15 protein-coding genes are annotated in these 18,071 nt (G+C 47.9%); 13 read left to right on the top strand and 2 right to left on the bottom strand.

All coding sequences use genetic code 11. The features are described 5' to 3' along the window. Positions 1-9 precede the first annotated feature (9 nt). The 12 genes from SGRA_RS11445 to SGRA_RS11390 all read left to right on the top strand — a co-directional run bounded on the left by SGRA_RS11445 (position 10) and on the right by SGRA_RS11390 (position 12,793). On the top strand, positions 10-2,109 hold the full coding sequence (locus SGRA_RS11445; RefSeq protein WP_015692857.1) for an ABC transporter permease subunit: 2,100 nt from the start codon (positions 10-12) through the stop codon (positions 2,107-2,109). A 498-nt stretch (positions 2,110-2,607) separates the two neighbouring features. Then, entirely contained in the window at positions 2,608-3,150 is a 543-nt protein-coding gene (locus tag SGRA_RS11440; RefSeq protein WP_015692856.1) for a TlpA family protein disulfide reductase, read from the top strand. Positions 3,151-3,216: 66 nt separating this feature from the next. Continuing rightward, positions 3,217-4,287 carry a DUF3078 domain-containing protein gene (locus SGRA_RS11435; protein ID WP_015692855.1) on the top strand — a complete coding sequence of 357 codons (1,071 nt, stop codon included), beginning with the start codon at positions 3,217-3,219 and terminating at the stop codon, positions 4,285-4,287. 192 nt (positions 4,288-4,479) lie between these two features. After that, positions 4,480-5,460 (top strand): GSCFA domain-containing protein, encoded by a 981-nt coding sequence (locus tag SGRA_RS11430; RefSeq protein WP_015692854.1) that lies wholly within the window; start codon positions 4,480-4,482, stop codon positions 5,458-5,460. Between the two features lie 13 nt (positions 5,461-5,473). Continuing rightward, the gene (locus SGRA_RS11425) at positions 5,474-6,865 is read left to right on the top strand and encodes an AI-2E family transporter (RefSeq protein WP_015692853.1); all 1,392 of its coding nucleotides are present in this window, start codon (positions 5,474-5,476) and stop codon (positions 6,863-6,865) included. 191 nt (positions 6,866-7,056) lie between these two features. Then, the gene (locus tag SGRA_RS11420) at positions 7,057-7,662 is read left to right on the top strand and encodes a rhomboid family intramembrane serine protease (RefSeq protein ID WP_015692852.1); all 606 of its coding nucleotides are present in this window, start codon (positions 7,057-7,059) and stop codon (positions 7,660-7,662) included. Positions 7,663-7,816: 154 nt separating this feature from the next. Continuing rightward, complete coding sequence (locus SGRA_RS11415) at positions 7,817-8,056, top strand: acyl carrier protein (protein ID WP_015692851.1); 240 nt, start codon at positions 7,817-7,819, stop codon at positions 8,054-8,056. Between the two features lie 149 nt (positions 8,057-8,205). Further along, a complete protein-coding gene (gene fabF, locus SGRA_RS11410) occupies positions 8,206-9,456 on the top strand; it encodes a beta-ketoacyl-ACP synthase II (RefSeq protein WP_015692850.1) in 1,251 nt (416 codons plus the stop codon). A gap of 88 nt (positions 9,457-9,544) precedes the next feature. Next, entirely contained in the window at positions 9,545-10,303 is a 759-nt protein-coding gene (gene rnc / locus SGRA_RS11405; RefSeq protein WP_015692849.1) for a ribonuclease III, read from the top strand. Positions 10,304-10,583: 280 nt separating this feature from the next. Further along, positions 10,584-11,264, top strand: coding sequence for an acireductone synthase (gene mtnC, locus SGRA_RS11400; RefSeq protein ID WP_015692848.1), 681 nt, complete (start codon positions 10,584-10,586; stop codon positions 11,262-11,264). Between the two features lie 3 nt (positions 11,265-11,267). After that, positions 11,268-12,368, top strand: a complete 1,101-nt coding sequence (mtnA, locus tag SGRA_RS11395) for an S-methyl-5-thioribose-1-phosphate isomerase (RefSeq protein WP_015692847.1) — start codon at positions 11,268-11,270, stop codon at positions 12,366-12,368. Between the two features lie 65 nt (positions 12,369-12,433). Continuing rightward, on the top strand, positions 12,434-12,793 hold the full coding sequence (locus SGRA_RS11390; protein WP_015692846.1) for a hypothetical protein: 360 nt from the start codon (positions 12,434-12,436) through the stop codon (positions 12,791-12,793). A 39-nt stretch (positions 12,794-12,832) separates the two neighbouring features. Here the strand turns inward: SGRA_RS11390 and SGRA_RS11385 are convergent, their stop codons facing one another. Both SGRA_RS11385 and SGRA_RS11380 read right to left on the bottom strand, forming a co-directional pair. Then, entirely contained in the window at positions 12,833-13,318 is a 486-nt protein-coding gene (locus SGRA_RS11385; RefSeq protein ID WP_015692845.1) for a hypothetical protein, read from the bottom strand. 251 nt (positions 13,319-13,569) lie between these two features. Next, positions 13,570-14,442: a T9SS type A sorting domain-containing protein gene (locus SGRA_RS11380; RefSeq protein WP_148268333.1), complete on the bottom strand. Its 873-nt coding sequence runs from the start codon at positions 14,440-14,442 to the stop codon at positions 13,570-13,572. Between the two features lie 447 nt (positions 14,443-14,889). Here SGRA_RS11380 and SGRA_RS11370 point away from each other — a divergent pair, with 447 nt between their 5' ends. Continuing rightward, positions 14,890-18,054, top strand: coding sequence for a T9SS type A sorting domain-containing protein (locus tag SGRA_RS11370; RefSeq protein WP_015692842.1), 3,165 nt, complete (start codon positions 14,890-14,892; stop codon positions 18,052-18,054). Positions 18,055-18,071 lie beyond the last annotated feature (17 nt).

Raw genomic sequence — 18,071 nt, 5'->3', positions numbered from 1 at the left:
CTTTACAGCATGTTCTTATACACGATTAAGCGGCTCTTGCTGTTTATTCCCAGCTTTTTCCTGGTCTCTTTATTGGTCTTTGGCCTAAGTCGATTAGTGGAGGGAGACCCGGTAGATATGGTCCTCAATAAGGGCGGAGAAGAGAGTCCCTTTGCCTCGGCCCAAGCCTATCGGCAGAAAGCCAGGGAGCTGGGCTTAGATCGGCCCGCCTTTTATTTTAGATTGAGCTCACAGGCTTATCCTAAAGATTTGTATCAGTTGCAACCGCAGCAGCATAGAACCCTATTGTCTCGCTTGATGGACCAATATGGGGCGGCAGAGCATTGTATGGCCTACTACCAACAATTAAAAAATTGGGAGCGCTTATATTATGAACAAAAGGCGGCCTTTAGTTATGAGGAAAAGGGCCAATTGGATCAGCTCAAGGAGGAGCTCTGGCAGCGTTATGAAGAAAGGCCTTTAGATATTTTGCTCGACAGCCTAGCGGCCAAAACAGCCAAAGTAGCGCCCTTGGCCTTGGGCCTCGATAGTATTCGCTATGCTTTGCATCAGTTGCGTAGAGAAGCTCGGCCCTATGAAACCCTGATTCCCCAGCTTTATTTTTATGGGCTCAACAATCAGTATCATGTCTGGATGTTTGGGGATTATCCCTACTTCTCGGCCCCTGACAGCAGCATTCACCATCGTTTGGATAGCTGTTATGCGCAGTTGGGGCGGCTCAATTTGGTCCAGGATAGTTTGGCGCGTTTAGGGCGAAGGCTAGCCTTTCAGTTGGAGCAGCTCGATAGCCTAGATCAGGCCCCTTTATTGGCCCAAATTGGGCAATTGGAGCAGCAGCAAGAAGGGTTTAACGAAAGGTACAGACAATTGGCGGCAGAGCGAGACCGTTTGTTGCCTTTGCGGGAGGTCTATGCGAGTCGGGGTTTGATTCGGGGAGATTTGGGCATTTCTTATCAGGACCAGCAGCCCGTTTTGCAGAAGATTTGGGCGGCCTTGCGCTGGACCCTGCTCATGAACTTATTGGCCATCTTGATCTCTTATGGGGTTTCGGTGCCTTTGGGGGTAGAAATGGCCAGTTGGCGCTATCGGCCCAGGGCTTATTACTCCTTTTTATCGCCTTTGCAGCTCATTTTTGGGGCGCTTTTGGCCCTTTGCTTCTTTTTGCAATTGATGGAGCTGGTTTCGGGGGCGCTTTGGGCGGTCATTCCCTTGCAACTCATCTTTATTGGCTTAAATTATCGGGCATTTTTAAAGCAATGGGGCCGTTCTTTTGGTCCAGAAATTCGGCGTTTTGCCAAGGCCCTTCTTCGGGGGCGGATGTTGGATATTAGCGAATATAGTCTGCTCTTTCTGCAGATCGTCTACCTTTGGTTTTGGGTCCTTTTATTTTTAAGCTGGGGTCTACAGCCCCTTTGGCTCAAGCTTGGCTTTTTGGTTTTGCCCCTCTTCTTTTTCTTGGGGCCTTGGCGGGGACAATGGCGTTTGTCTAAACAAAAAGGGCTAGAGCTGGTTGGAGACCAGAGAGACAAGCTGAGTAGTAATTTTCTCTTTTTGCTGTATTCTTTACCTTCTTTTTGGCTGGCCAGCTTGCTGGTGGTCTTTCTGACCACCGCCACCTATGGCGCGCATTACGATTGGTTTCCCACCCAAGGCTTGCCCGATAGTCAGGCCTTTTCTTGGGGGCTAGTGGGCGACTACCTCTATCATTTATTCTTGCCCATTTTTGCCATCACCTACGGCTCCTTTGCCTACCTTTCTCGGCAGATGCGTTCGGCCATGTTGCAGGTATTGGCGCAGGATTACATTCGGACGGCTAGGGCCAAGGGCTTGCGTCGGCAGGAGGTATACTGGGGGCATGCCTTCCGCAATGCTTTATTTCCCTTGATCACCTTATTTAGTGCGGTCTTTCCCAGGGCTTTGGCGGGGGCCATTGCCATAGAATTGATTTTTGACATCAATGGGATGGGACTGTTGGTCATTGAGGCCATTCGGGCCTATGATTGGCCTTTGGTTTTTGGGGTGACCTTAATGGCGGCCCTGCTCACTATTTTGGGCAATTTGGTGGCCGACCTACTTTATGCTTGGGTAGATCCTCGGGTGAAGTATTAGTTTTTTTGGGGCTGCCCCTTCCGCTAGGTTGAAACCCAGCGCAAAGCGGTGTCGCTTTGCGAAGCTACACAAAATGAGGGTTGAAACCCTCATGAATTATCGGTCGGGTCGGGCTGTGTCGTGGCTCGCAGGTCTGCTCGGCCCTGCGCAGGCTTCGCCTGCTGGGTCTGCGGCTGCGCCGCACCACTATCCATCCCTCAGCCGATGCGCTGGGCTGCGCCCAGCGCAAAGCGGTCTCGCTTCGCGAGCGTTGTTTTATTATTTTGGACCAAGAAGCGAGCGCAGCGAGCTGGCTGAGGGATAGTAGGGGGTGGCCGAAGGCCAGACCAAGGCCTTTAGGCCGCAGGGCCGAGCGAACAGCGAGCCCCCGCATAGCCCGACCCGGCCAAAGGCCGGGGCAGCCCCAAAAAAGCAATCAGAAAGGAAAAGAGAACAACCTAAATCACGCTTTATTCAGTTGGGAAAGCTTAATTTTGCCCCTCATCAAAATAGATTGCCATGAATATTAAATTATCAGAGCTCATTATCATTCCCATTGTTATTGCCCTCGTTTGGGTGGGCTTTCGTTGGTATCGTCAGCCGGGAGTGACCTCCGGAACGCCCGCCCCAGAGTTTGCGGGCCAATTGGCCAATGGCGACAGCCTGCGTTTATCGGATTTGCGGGGCCAATGGGTCTTATTAGACTTTTGGGGAAGCTGGTGTGCGCCTTGCCGCCAATCTAATCCGCAATTGCGCCGCCTTTATGACAGATACCATGGGGCCAAATTTACCAAAGGCGAGGACTTTACGATTTTGAGCGTGGGGATTGAAACCAGCAAAGAAGCTTGGTTGGCCGCCATAGAAAAAGATGGTTTAATTTGGCCCCATCATGTGTCGGACCTCAGTCGATTTAATGACCATGTGGCCGCCCTTTATGGTATCAAGGAAGTGCCCACCACCATTTTGGTCAATCCCGATGGCCACATCTTGGGGATCAATATGGACTACGACAATGTGAATGCCCAGCTCTCTCGTTTTTTGCTAAAAGAAGAGGCACAGTAGTGACCAAAATTACAAAATGGACTCTATAGGAAGAATAACGCTTTTAGTAGACCAATAAAAACAAGCATGAAAACTAAATTTTTACTCCTCCTTGGGCTATTCGCCTTTGGGCCTCAGCTTTTTGCGCAAGATGACAAAAAACCGGAAGAAAAAAAAGAAGGTTGGACCTATGATGCCGGTATCGGTTTGGACTTTGCCCAACTGCTCTTGATTAACCCCAAAGTGGGGGCTGGAGAAAACAAAATAGCTTTTGGTGGAAGTACCACTATGGGCGCCGACTATAAAAAGGGCCGCCTAAAATGGGAAAACAACTTTAGTTTAAACTTTGGGGTACAGCGGCTAGGGGCCAGCTCCAACCCCTTTCAGAAAGCCATAGATGAGCTACGGCTTAGCTCTTTTGCCGATTATAAAATTGTGAAGGACAAACCCTGGGGCTATGCCCTAGACCTTACCTTTTTGAGCCAACTCACCCCCAACTATGAGGGCAATACCTTGTCTTATCAAGAAGGCATGGCTAGCCGTAGCCCTCGTTCTAAGTTTTTCTCTCCGGCCACAGTAACCATCTCGCCGAGTATCTCTTATAAGCCCGACGACCATCTGTCGGTTTTGATTTCTCCTGCCTCTCTAAAAAGCATCATCGTTGCCGATGACTCTATTGCGGCCATAGCCAATGCCGATGCTAGTGCGGGGGTGCATGGTACGCCTTATGGGGGAACAGATCGGGCGGCCTTTATTGACCGCTGGGGCGTTCGGCCCACAGGCATGACTGCCGATAGTGTACTTTATGCCAACCACAGCATGCAATTGGGGGCCACCATGAAGATTTTGTATAAAAATAAGTTCTTCCTCAATGCCGAGAAAAAGCCTCGTTTGGGCGTGAAGACCTCCTTGACCTTATTCTCGGACTATCTGCACAATCCACAAAATATAGATGTAGAATGGTTGACCACCACCGACCTCTACATCTTCAAAGGACTATCCATTAGCCTGAATACAATTGTCTTTTATGACCATGACGTTCAAGTACAGCTAGATCGGGACAATGACCCCGATACAGGAGTAAACGGTTATGAAAGCACGGGCCGCCGTGTTTCTGTTACAGAAAGTTTACTAATCAAGTATAACTTTTTATTCTAAATGTTTGCATCTTCTTAAAAAGCTGTATATATTTGGGCTTTAATTGGGGTGACTTTAAGGTCGCATTGCTATGGCAATGTGGCCTTTTTTCATATCTAAACGGCTCTAAATCAGCTAATTTAAAAGATTAAAAAGGACGGAAGCTTAGCCTAAAGCAAAAGTTTACTAAAAAACACTATCTTAAGTTAAAAGATGAAGCCCTACAGTCCCTGGCCTGCTCCCCTAGCCCTACCGCAATGGCCTTTTTCCTTAAAATACAGTCATCGTTTAATGGCTTTGGGCTCTTGTTTTGCCCAAGAAATGGGTTTGCGTTTGGCTCGTCTAGCCTACAACATTGACTTACAGCCCTTTGGCCAGATTTACAATCCATTGTCCCTAGCTCATAATTTGGAGCGTTTACTAAGCGGGGCTTGGCCCAAGGCCGAAGAACTATTTTTGCATCAGGGGCTCTATCGTCATTTTGCCTATCATACAGACTTTGCGCATCCTCAGAAAGAGGTAGCTTTGGGCTTGATGCGGCGGCGTTTTGAGGCGGCTAGGGCGCAGCTTTTGGGAGCGGATTATCTGTTTTTGACCTTAGGGACGGCCTACTATTATAGCTATGAGGGGCAGATTGTCAATAACTGTCATAAATTGCCTCAAAAGCAATTTGAGCGGCAGCAAATGAGTATAGCGGAGGGTTTGGCGGCTTTAAGGCGAGTTTTGGGGGTTTTATGGGAAATCAATCCGGCTTGTAGAATCATCCTCACGGTCAGTCCGATTCGGCATTTGAAAGATGGGGCCCAGGGCAACCAAAGGAGCAAAGCTCGTTTATTACTATTGGCTGAAGCTTTGGAGGAAGAATTTGCGCAGCTGCATTATTTTCCGGCCTATGAAATTTTATTGGATGAACTTCGGGACTATCGTTTTTATGCTAATGATGGGGCGCATCCTAATCAAGGGGCTGTAGATTACATCTATCAGGGCTTTGGGCAAAGTCTTTTGGCCCAAGAAGAGCGGGGGCTAAGAGAAAAAATTACTAAATTGTATGCTGCTTTTCGGCATCGGCCCAACTGGCCCGACAGTCAGGCACATCAAGATTTTTTGCAGCGGCAAGAAGCAAAGCTCGCTGCTTTGAAACAGGCTCATCCGGCAATTTCATGGTCCCAATGGGAGCAGCTATTGGGCCGTTAACCCCTCCAACAGTATGGCAAAAATACGCTCCTATATTGGTTTTGGTCTTGGCATTTTGGCTGTAGCCGCCATCTTCTATTACTTTAGTGACATCATTAGTTGGTTGGTGATTGCTTGGATTGTCTCCTTGCTGGGCTCGCCAGTTATGGACCTTTTGGGTCGTTTGCGGATAGGCAAGTTTCGTTTGCCGGCTTCGGCTAGGGCCTTGATTACGCTTTCGTTATTTCTGACCGTTTTGGGTTTATTTGTGGCCTTATTTGTTCCGGTGATTGTGCAGCAGGGCCGCAATTTGGCTAGTGTGGATTACAAGCAGTTATTGGAGAGCTTAGAAGAGCCCATCAACCATAGTTTTGAGCAGTTGGAAGAATGGGGTTTAGTGGCTGAAAACGATTTTTTTGTTGAAGACAGCACCCAATTACAGCAAGAGCCGGGGCCTTTGCCCCCTATTGTTTCTGTAGATTCTATGGTGCAGCAGCTTAGTGATAGTTTGAACGGCCCCAATATTGAGCTGCATATTACCATACAGGGCGAGGGAATAAATAAGGCTCCTCTTCCCCTCTTAGATTCAGTAGCTCCTGCGGCGCCTAGCAGTCGTTTGCTCCAATTGGAGCAGCAGGCCTTGCAGTACATCAATCCCGCCTCCTTGCTCAAAACCACCTTTTCGACCATGTTGGCTTGGCTAGGGAACATCTTTGTATTGATTACCTCGGTTAGTTTTATTGCCTTTTTCTTTTTGCAGGAAGAGGGATTATTTGCCAATTTGATCAAGGGGCCATTTCCAGAAAAGTATGATGCTCAGCTAGATAAGACCTTACAGCTCACTAAGAAAATGCTAATTCGCTATTTCGAGGGAATTTTGGGGCAGGTCACTGCGGTTTCGGTCTATGTTTGGCTTTTGCTTTGGCTAGTGGGGGCGCCCAATGCCTTTCTGATTGCCTTTTTTGCGGCCATTATCAATGTGGTGCCTTATTTGGGTCCTTTTCTGGGTTTAATTTTTGGCCTATTGGTTTGCATTTGCTCCAGTCTGAATGCTGATTTTTATGCTGAGACGGTACCTTTGCTCATCAAGGTGGCCTTAGTGTTTGCCTCTATGCAGGCCCTAGACAATATGTTATTGCAGCCGCTTATTTTCTCTAAAAGTGTGAAAGCGCATCCGCTAGAGATCTTTTTGGTCATTATTGTGGGCTCTAAACTGGGGGGAATACTGGGCATGGTCATCGCGATTCCGGCCTATACCGTGATTCGGGTGATTGCCTCGATTTTCTTATCGGAGTTTCGCTTGGTGCAGGGTCTTACGCAGCAGCTGGGCATTCGCAATACCTGGGGTGGTGAGCAAGAGGTAGCCCGGCCGGAGCAGGACGATCGGGAAAAGCATGATGACAGCATGGATGCCAATTGGGATTAGGATTTGGGCCAATGGGTCTAGAAGGAGCGAAGCGACTGGCCTAGCGATGTGGAAGGGGGGCCGTCAGGCCAGACCGAGGCGGCAAAGCCGCCGAAGGGCCGAGCAGCCTTGCGAGCCCTGAAACGTAGCGCCCGCAGCTTGCTGCGGGAGGCCCCAAAATATTCAATCAGTATATATAAACAACAAATAAAATGAAAGGACTTCGGATTCAGTACAATGCCCCGGTGGTGGTTACTTTTGCCATTTTGTGCACGGCTATTTATATGATCAACTACATTACGGGAGGGGATGCTGTGAGTCGATCGGGGGGGATAATTAACAACTACTTTGTGCTTAGAGGCTTTGATTTTGCCAATCCTCTAGATTATTTTCGTTTGTTTAGCTATACTATTGGGCATGCCAATCGGGGTCATTTGGTGGGGAATATGTCGATCTTTTTATTGATTGCTCCTATTATGGAAGAGAAATACGGCAGTCGGAACATTTTGATCATGATGTTGCTCACGGCCCTGATTACCGCTATCTTTCAGGTCTTTTTGATTGGTGGAGGTTTATTGGGGGCTAGTGGGATTGTCTTTATGTTTATCATTCTAGTATCCTTTGCCAATACGGGGGGAAAGGGGATTCCCTTGACCTTTATTTTGGTCCTTATTTTCTTTTTGGGCAAAGAGGTGCTCAACAGTTTAGATAACAATAATATTTCGGAGTACGCTCATATTGCGGGGGGAATTATGGGGGCCTTTTTTGGCTTCAATCTGAATGGAAGCAAAGACCCGAGTCGGGAGCAAATTCTATAAAAACGGGGCCTAAGGGTTGTTTTGATTCAGTGGTTGTACAAACAAAAAAGCCAATTAAAAACTTTGTGAATCTGGATTAAATGAACATCTTTGCAGCGATCAAAGCCCTTTGTGCTATAAGGGACCCTTTTATTCAAATGCAAAATTGACCATTATGGCCACTGAAATCAAAGAGCGTGTAGTCGCCATCATCGCTGACAAGCTAGTTGTTGAACTAAATGACGTTACTGAAGATGCCAACTTCCAGAAAGATCTGGGTGCTGACTCAATTGACCTTGTAGAGTTGATTATGGAACTAGAGCGTGAATTTGACCTCTCTATTCCTGATGAGAAAGCAGAAGAAATCAAAACCGTAGGTGATGCGATCTCTTTCTTGAGTGAGAACCTAGGTTAGACTTATTTGTTTCGATCTATATTCGGAGCAGCCAAAAGGGCGTCGAGCTAATTTATTGGGCTTCGGCGCCATCTTTTTAATACGAACCATGGAAAGTGCTTGGGGGGCTTGGGCTAACTTGGGCATCTTTCTCTAAATAAATATTAGTTATGAGTCAAAGACGTGTTGTTGTTACTGGTCTTGGAACCTTAAACCCCTTAGGGCATAACACGGAAGAGAGCTGGGCCAACCTCCTTGCCGGAAAAAGTGGGGCCGCTACTATCCAACAGTTTGATGCCAGCTTATTTAAAACCCAATTTGCCTGCGAAGTTAAAGACTTTAATGGCGCAGATGTATTTGGCCGCAAAGATGTTCGTCGCCTAGATCCCGTTATGCAGTATGCGCTAGTGGCTAGCGACGAGGCCATTGCCGATGCCAAACTGGAAGAGGTAGAAAACAAAAAGCGAATTGGTGTATTTTGGGCCTCTGGTATTGGGGGAATTACCACCCTACAGCAGGAGGTACAAAACTATGAGAGAGGCAGCGGGACACCTCGCTTTAATCCTTTTTTGGTGCCCAAAATGATTGTAGACGCCTCTGCGGGTAATATTTCTATCCGCCATGGCTTCCGTGGCCCAACTGGAGCCTTTGTTACGGCCTGTGCTTCTTCTACGCACTGTATTAGCCTAGCCTACGACCAAATTCGCCTCAGCCGAGCCGATGTGATGGTGGTGGGTGGCGCCGAAGCAGCCATTAACGCCGTTGGGGTGGGTGCATTTAATGCCCTCAAGGCCCTTTCTACCCGCAATGAAGATCCTAGCGTTGCCTCTCGCCCATTTGATAAGGATCGGGATGGTTTTGTAATTGGAGAAGGCGCCGCCTCCCTTATTCTAGAAGATTATGAGCATGCAAAAGCCCGTGGCGCAAAAATCTATGCCGAAATTATTGGCGTGGCCCAAAATGCCGATGCCTACCATATTACGGCACCAGATCCCGAGGGACATGGCGTTATCGATGTGATCCAGCTGGCCCTAGAAGATGCCAATATCAAAGCAGAAGATCTCGATTACCTCAACCCACATAGTACCTCTACCGACCTAGGCGATATTGCAGAATCTAATGCCATTATTAAGGCTTTGGGCGATGCGGCCTTTAAGGTGAAAATGAGCGCCACAAAATCCATGACCGGCCATATGATTTCTGCCGCCGGCGCTATGGAGTCGCTCATCTGTATCAAAACCCTCCAAACCGGAGAGATTGCCCCCACCATCAACTTTGAGGAGTTTGATCCCCAAATTGATAGCCGCCTACAAATTACCCCCAATGTCAAACAGTCTGCAGATCTGCAAATTGCCATGAACATGAACTACGGCTTTGGTGGACATAATTCTGCCGTGATTTTCAAGAAAATAACAGAATAGTTAGTATATTTGAGCAGCAAAGGGCCTTCATTGGCCCTTTTTTTTTAGCTCATTTTTAATCTTCCTCAGGCCCTTATACCTCTTTACTGTGCTGAAGTCCTATTATAATCTCTATTTCTCTAAGCAAAAAGCATTTGCTCGCGAACTGAAAACAATCCTTGGTTTTCTGCCCAAGCATCTCCCTTTCTATGATAGAGCCTTTACACATAAATCTACGGCCAATAAAGACGAAAGCAAACACAGCTTTGATAACGAACGCCTAGAATATCTGGGCGATGCCATCCTAGATGCCGTCATTGCCGAGTACCTCTTCCGAAAATACCCCACAGAAGATGAAGGCTTTCTAACCCAAATGCGCTCTAAAATCGTTAGCCGAAAAACACTCAATAGAGTCGGTGCCGAAATGGGCCTAGATGACTTTCTCAAGGCCCGAGGACTCCAACGCATTAGCCCCACCGTGATGGGCAATTGCTTCGAGGCTTTTGTCGGTGCCATCTACCTAGATAAAGGCTATAAAGCCGCCCGAAAATTTATTATCTACAAAATGCTGCAAAATCATGTGGATGTCCACCTGCTCGAACGCATCGATAATAACTTCAAAAGTATCTTGCTAGAGTTCTGCCAAAAGGACCAAAAAAGCCTCAGCTATGAACTCATCGAACAGCAAAAAAATGATGGCAAAAACAAGCATCACCGCCAACACCGCTTCAAAGTAGCCGTCCTGATTGATGAAAAAGCCCTGGCAGAAGCTACGGGCCCCAATAAAAAAACAGCCGAGCAAAATGCCTCCAAACAAGCCCTGATCAAATTAGGGGTGGTCGATAAAAATGGCCATAAAAAAGAATAGGATTTGGGGCTGCCCCGCCCTGCAGGCGGGTCGGGCTGGGTACTCCCGTTGGTCGTCGAACTGGCGCCCCTTCGGGGCTGGTTGTCGCAGCTCGCAGGGCTGCTCGGCCCTTCAGCGCTAAAGCGCTTTGGTCTGGCCCTTCGGGCCACTGCTATCCATCCCTCAGCCTGCGGGGGCTTCGCCCCCTGCAAAACGTAAAAGGAAAAAAGTCCATATAGCTTATATATGGACTTTTTTATTTATTTTTGCTCGCTTAAGTTAAGCGTCTAAACCTCTCATTTTGATTAAATACATTCTTTCTGACATTGAAGGGACCACGACCTCTATTTCCTTTGTGGTCGATACGCTCTTTCCCTATTTTCTAGAGCAGCTTCCTCTTTGGCGCCAAAAAATGGACCTTCCAGAGGTCAAAGCGCAAATTGAAGCCACTCAAGCCCTTGTCTTAGCCGAAGAAGGAAAGACAATTGATGCCGAACAGGCCTTTGATTATTTAGAAGCTTGGTGCAAGGCCGACCGTAAAGCAGGGCCCCTTAAGGCCCTACAAGGTATTGTCTGGAAAGCCGCCTACCTCAATGGCCAAATCAAAGGACATCTCTACCCAGAAGTAGCCGATTGCCTAAAAAACTGGAAAGAAAAAGGCCTGGAGCTCGGCATCTATTCTTCTGGCTCTGTAGCCGCTCAAAAACTCCTTTTTGGCTATTCGGAAGCAGGCGATTTAACGCCTCTCTTCAGCCACTACTTTGACACCAAAGTGGGCCACAAAAGAGAAAGCCAGTCTTACCAGAATATCCAGCAAGCCATTGGCCTGCCCGCCTATGAAATTCTCTTCCTCTCTGATGTGCCCGAAGAGCTAGCCGCCGCTAGGGCCGCAGGCTTGCAAACAGGGCATTTGCTCCGGCCCGGAACTGCTCCTAGCCAGTTTAAGGGCTATGCTAATTTTAACCAGATTCAAATCGACTAAACTATGTCTGTTTTACCTCAGCCCTTGCGCACGCTCTGGCTTAATGCTCAGGAGGAACTGCAAGTCATTAACCAAATCGTTCTGCCTCATAAAGTGCAGGTAGAAACCCTAAGCACTACCCAAGAAGTTTATTGGGCCATCAGAAATATGCTGGTCCGTGGGGCTCCCCTTATCGGGGCTACCGCGGCCTATGGCATTTGGCTAGCCGCCAAAGCCGCCCCCGAAAATGATTGGAAAAACAGCCTAGCACTCGCCCATGCTTACTTAAGAGATGCTAGACCTACAGCTGTCAATCTCTCTACTTGCCTAGATCGTATGAGAGCAGCCTGGCAAGCATGCTATAGCCGAGCCGAAGCCATACAAGCCTGCCGCTACCAAGCCGACGCCATTGTAAAAGAAGATATTGAGATCTGCTTTCAGATTGGCCAGCATGGGCTCAAGATTATAGAAGAAATTGCTGCTCGCAAAAATGGCCAGCCGGTCCAAATCCTAACGCATTGCAATGCGGGCATGATGGGCTGCATCCGCTGGGGCACCATTAGTTCGCCCATTTATCAGGCCCTAGCCAAAGGCATCAAATTGCATGTTTGGGTAGATGAAACCCGCCCCAGAAACCAGGGCTCTAAACTCACTGCCTGGGAATTTGAACAACATGGGGTTCCGCATAGCCTCATTGTAGATAATGCTGGAGGCCACCTCATGCAACACCAACTGGTCGATATGGTCCTTGTAGGCACCGACCGGACCACAAGAGAAGGAGATGTGGCCAATAAGATCGGAACCTACCTCAAGGCCCTAGCCGCCAAGGATAATAACATCCCCTTTTATGTGGCCCTGCCCTCTACCACTATAGACTGGAGCATCAATGATGGGCTGAAAGAAATTCCCATTGAAGAAAGAGATAGCGAAGAGGTCCGCTTTGTAGACGGCCTAACAGAAAATGGACAGTATGAAAAAGTACGCATCTGCCCAGAAAACACCCCCGCTCGCAACTATGGTTTTGATGTAACCCCCGCCCGCCTAGTGACTGGACTAATTACCGAAAGAGGATTTTGTGCAGCTAGTCGAGAAGGACTAGAAGGCCTTTTCCCTGAAAAAAAATAGCCAACCCTCCCCCCAAAGTAGCAAAATTATACCACCGGGCCTTGGCCCTACAAAGCACTGACATTATGATTTTTGAATTGAGCCATAAGGGCCCTTTTGAATTTAATCCGGAAACGGTAAAAAATGAGGTAGAGGCTGGGCAAATGGGCAACTTTGCCCTTGGAAAACTGGATGCTGCAGACCGCTTTCATCCGCTCAAAGTTGGCCGCTCCGATACAGATTTGCAAGCAGAGTTATTGCGCTGGGCTCACTTTCCACAATACACTCACTTTTCTTACCAATATGCCTATACCTTAAAACAGGCCTATGAGCTAGAATGTAAAAACTTTCATACGGCCGTTAGCCAACTCAACAAACGAGCAGTGCACCCAGAGCCCCCAGCGGGCCATGATTTCCGCTGCCCCAACCCCTGGTGCAACCGCTAAACAAAAAGCCTTCTCTAAGCATAGAGAAGGCTTTTTTTGCTAATAAAAATAAGTAGATGTTCCATAACTATAGCGCTGCTCATCTTCATAATAATGTAGCTTCGTCTGAAAGATGATCCGGCTAATTCCATGCTTCTCCAATAACTTGAGCTCCGAAAAAGTTAAGAAATAAAGTGTTGAGGTCACTTGTACCCCATCCCTATTTTGGTTATTTCTAATCTTCCTGTCCCGGCATTTAATTCGCTGACCAGCATGAGTCATAATCATAATATCACCCGTAATTACTTCTTCAGAACCCGCATTTTGAATTGTCAGTAAAAAATAGCCCCGACTGCTGTTTTTTCCCAAACGAGCTACAATTGTTTTATCTCCAAAAGGGCTCTTTAAAGTGCCAATATCTTGAGCCTCAGTAATATCATATTCATGCGTTCCAAAATAACCGCTATAACTATAGCTCTGCGCCTGCCCTTGCAATACAAAAAAGAACATGGCCAAAAAGGTAGGTAGAATAAGCTGCATCTTCATAACTAATTTGCTTTAATATTATTGAATAAAACAAAGAAAGCTAGCAACTGTCTACTCTAACTGGACAAATATTTTTTATTTTTTGGGGCTGCCCCGCCCTTGCGGGCGGGTCGGGCTGTGTCGCAGCTCGCAGGTCTGCTCGGCCCTGCGTTTTTTCGCTACGCTCAAAAACTAGGTCTGGCCCTTCGGGCCACTGCTATCCATCCCTCAGCCGACGGCCCTTCGGGCCTTTTTGGACCAATTTATAGCCCTTACTGTTTTATCAACTTTTGGCTTTCTAGGAGTTTCCCCCCCTGCCAAAACTGCAAAATATAGTGGCCAGTGGGCAAGCCTTCTAGCGATAGTTGGGGACTAAACTCCTTTTCCCAAACTAACTGCCCCAAGGCATTATATAGCTGCAGCCGATCCACAGAGAGGCTGGCCTCCTTCTCAATTTGTAGTTGTTCTTTTACGGGATTGGGATAAAGCGCAAACTGCTGTTGGACCAAATTGGCCAGCCCATGCGGTCCACCACTATAGACATTACAGTAGCCATGAGTTTTATTGAGGTAGCTTTGCTGAGCATCCTGATAGGCACAGAGCAAATACTGAAACATCATTACCCCTGATTGCTTATAGAGGATGCCCAAATTTGGCCCAACACCTTCTATAAATGTAATCTTTTCACTGCCTCTAGCATTGGCCTTAAATCGGATATGCTTGCGGCCCAATTCAGTATAAATGCTATCTACAACCTGTAGGCTATCGGGAATGGCGCCCCAGGCAGGAGAAATATCAAAGGTATCACCAACTTGCAGGCTGAGGTCCATGATGAGGCGGCTGGCGGTATCATTAGGGTATTGGGGGCTGGCTATAGGGCGATACCAAAGCTGGCCCGTACTGCTATCTTCGGATAGCCAGCCGCCATTGTAATTCAAGTTATTGGGGATCTCAATTTTGGTCCATTGACGGCCCGCAAAGCTACTATCGTAGCGGCTATAGAGCGTGTCTTGCTGCGTACCGGGCAAATTGCTCCATTCAAAAATCCATTGGGTAGAATCTTGGCCAAAAACAGAGGCATATTGTGCCTGCAGGGCCGAAAAAGAGAGAAATAGGCCAAAAAAAAGGAGGGGAAATCGATTCATTTGCATCATGCTTTTATTTAAAATAATGAGGAATTTGGGCGCTAAGGCCCTATTTATAGGTATTAAAAGCAAATTATAGCTAGAGGAAAAAAGATTTTTGTATTTCAACTACTAGCCATCAATTTGCATCTTTGTAATGTGCTCAAAGCGAGTACAGAGAAAGTTCTTAAGTTAAGTGAAGAAAATCTTCAAGGTTCGGTTCGGAAAAGTTGATCAGGCAAAGCGCAGGGTCAACCTTTCCGTATTTGTAGTTGGGCCAAGCGCTATTTGGCCCAGCGCTGCGCAGCCGTGGCCCGCAGGGCCAGACCAAAGCCGCCGCAGGCGGCTGCAGGGCCGAGCAGACCTGCGAGCGGCGCAGCATAGCGGCGGCCGAGCGAGGCGAAGCCGAGCCGGCCGCGGGCCCCAAAATAAAAATAAGCCCTTCCTTGATCTAAAACCACCCCCAATATGAAATATATCCAGCCCTTAATTATTGCCTTTTTAAGTTTTCCGCTTCTTTTGTGGGCGCAAGATCCACCTTCTGCCCAAGTTTGGATGCAGGCCAACCGCCTTTCTGCCCTTATAAAAAACGGAGGCGATTTATTTAACGACGGTCAAAATGCCGCTTTTTTAACTCCCAAAAAGGCGGATAGCAGTGAACAGCTTGCCGCTATTGGGCTCTTGGGCCTAAGTTTGGGTGGCCAAAATGCGGCTGGCGATTTATATCTGGCGGCCCAAACCTATGGGCAGGGCGCTCCTGACTTTTGGCCAGGCCCAATCGATAGCCTCAGCCAGCAGGCCGACTCCTTGCTCTCTAGGCGCTTTAATTATATTTGGACCGTAGAACTGCTGGATATTTGGACGGCCCTGGAAGATTATCGGGATAATGGGCAGATAGATGGGCCATTGCCCAGTAGTTTATTGATTTGGCCCGCTAGGGGAAATGCTTATTATCCGCAAAATTTGGGCTTTGCCCTGCCCGATCAATCGCTTGCGCCCTTCTTTGATCGGGATGGAGATGGGCGTTATGAGCCCTATGAGGGGGATTTTCCGACTTACCGCATGGGCGATTCTACCGCCTTGGCCGATCAGATATTTTGGACCGTATTGAATGATCTTTCTGGCGGGCATCAGTTTACGCAGGGGAATTCTATGGGCCTAGAAGTGCAGCTAACGGCCTATGCTTTTGGTTGCTTGGCCTTGGAGCAAAGTCTGCGAGAAAGCCTCTTTTTGAATTATAAAATCATCAACCGCTCGAACCAGGATTATCAGCAATTTTGGGCGGGTTTTTATACGGATTTTGACTTGGGCTGTCCGGCCGATGACTACATTGGGACCGACAGTAGTTTGCGGACCGTCTATACCTATAATGCAGATTATCTGGACCAGACCCAGCTTTGTCAGAGCGACAACTACGGGAGTCAGCCGCCAGTGGTGGCCCTTAGCTTTCTGAATTGCTCTTTGGACCGCAGCATTTATAATCTGAATAGCAATTTGCCGCCTTTTGGGCATCCTTCGGGGCCCAATATGGACCAAGAATTTTATCATTTATTAGCAGGACGTTGGAGCAATGGGCAGCCTATTCGGCCCTATGCCAGTGGTTATGACAGTCTGGGGCAGGGGCAATCTGCCTATGTTTTTCCCCATTATCCCTTTGATAGTTCGGCTGGGGCTTGGTGGGCTGGAGATGGCTATAGTTGGGCACAGGGACAAGACTTTAGGGTCATGGCCTCGCATTTTAAGGGGGATTTATTGGCTGGAGAAAGTTTGGAGATCGACTTAATGCTCAGTTATCATTATGCCGATAGCTTGATGGGCCTCTATCAGATGTTGCGGTTATTGCCTCAGAATATCCCCAGTTTGCAGCAAGCTTGGGCGCAGGGAATTGGGCGTGGCGCTTGTTATCAGCCGCAAGACTTTAGCGCTTCGATTTCGGGTTATTTGTATGAGGACCAAAATGCAAATTGCCAAAAGGACAGCCATGAACGTCTTTTTGTTCAGCAATTTATTTGTGCCGAAAGGCAAGGGCAGCGTTATTATGCCACAACAGATAGCCTTGGTTTTTATCAGTTCAATGCGCTACCCTTTGGAGAATACCAGCTTTGGGCGGTACGGCCTAGCCACTATTGGCAGGACGCCTGTCAGTTGCAGGGCCAATATACGGTCCAATTGCAGCATCCACAGGGGCAGCAGCAGAATATAGCCTTGCAGGCCCTAGATCATTGTCCCTTTCTGCAAATTCAATTGGATGGGGCCAATCTGGATGCTTGTAGTGAGCAGCAGCAATGGTTAAACTATGAAAACAGAGGAAGCGATACGGCCTATCAGGCTTATGTAGAACTATTTTGGCCCAGACAGCTACATTTAGATTCGGCCAGCTTGCCATTTAGCCAAATCGATAGCCAGAGCTATCGGATAGATTTGGGCGATTTGGCCCCTCAGGCTTCGGGGCAGCTAGATCTTTGGAGCTCCTTGACTTGCGATTCGGTCTTGGCGGGGCAGGCGTTCTGCCTAGAGGCCCATGTTTATCCCGACAGTCTTTGCCGTCCTATTTATGAGGAGACTGTTTTGGCGGTATCTGCTGAATGCGAGGGGGATTCCATTGTTTTTTATCTGCAAAATATAGGCTTGGCCAGTTTGGTCCCTGTGCGGACGCAGTTAATTGTTATTGAAGATGATTTGATGCAGCCTCCTTTTCCGGTCACCATTTATGGAGCAGGAGTAACGGAGGTCCGTATTCCGGTACAGCCGGGCTTAAGTTATCGTGCGCTACTGGAGCAGGCTAGCGGAAATTGGTCCGCTCCGGTCATTTCTGATGCCATAGAAGGCTGTGGTTTGGATAGTTTGGGGCAGATGCACTTAGGCTATATTCAGCAACTGGCCAATTTGCCGGCTACAGTTTTTGGGGCCGAGCATTGTATTGTTTTGCAAGACTCCTTTAAATCGCTGGGGCATCCACAGACGCAGGTTTTGCCTTTGGGCTATGCTGCCCCGGCCTATATATTCCCTTCTGACCCCTTGCATGTTCAGTTTTTATTGCGGGGGCCATTTAAGGGGCAGCTCAGGCTAAGAGATAGTCTATCTCCTTATCTATTGCCTAGTAGTTTGCGGCAGCAAGCCAGCAGTCACTCGGCCAATTGGGCCTTGGAGGAGCAGGGTATACTGAAGGTTGATTTTGGTTTTATTGATTTGGCCGCAGAAGAGGAGCTCCTCTTTAGTTATGCCATTGAGCAGCGGGATAACAATCGGCCTAGCAGCCTAATTCATCAGCAATGGAGCTATCAGAAAGATAGTTTGCCCTGGGCCTTTACGGCTCTAAATTCTAGGGTAGTGGGACATAATTTCTTTAGCGTATTGAGCAATGCTCCAACTTCAAATACGGAGACTTTATCCTATCGTTTTTGGCCTTTGCCCGCCCAAGAGCGCTTAAACTACTCGGCCCTGCAAGGCTGGGAGCAAGGGCAAGAGATCCGCCTATATAATATGTTGGGGCAAGAGCTGGGCCGTTATCCTTTATTAGGTCCTCAGGGGCAAATTCAGTTAGGCGATTGGCCCAATGGAGTCTATTTACTACAGCTTTTTTCTGCCGATCGGCAATTGTTAGGGCAGCAGCAATTTACTATTGCCCAATAATTTGGCGGCTACAAAAA

This window comes from Saprospira grandis str. Lewin, from assembly GCF_000250635.1.
In the GTDB taxonomy this organism is placed as follows: Bacteria; Bacteroidota; Bacteroidia; order Chitinophagales; family Saprospiraceae; genus Saprospira; species Saprospira grandis.
The sequence above is the reverse complement of the archived record's forward strand: the minus strand, read 5'-3'. Positions and strand labels throughout refer to the sequence as shown.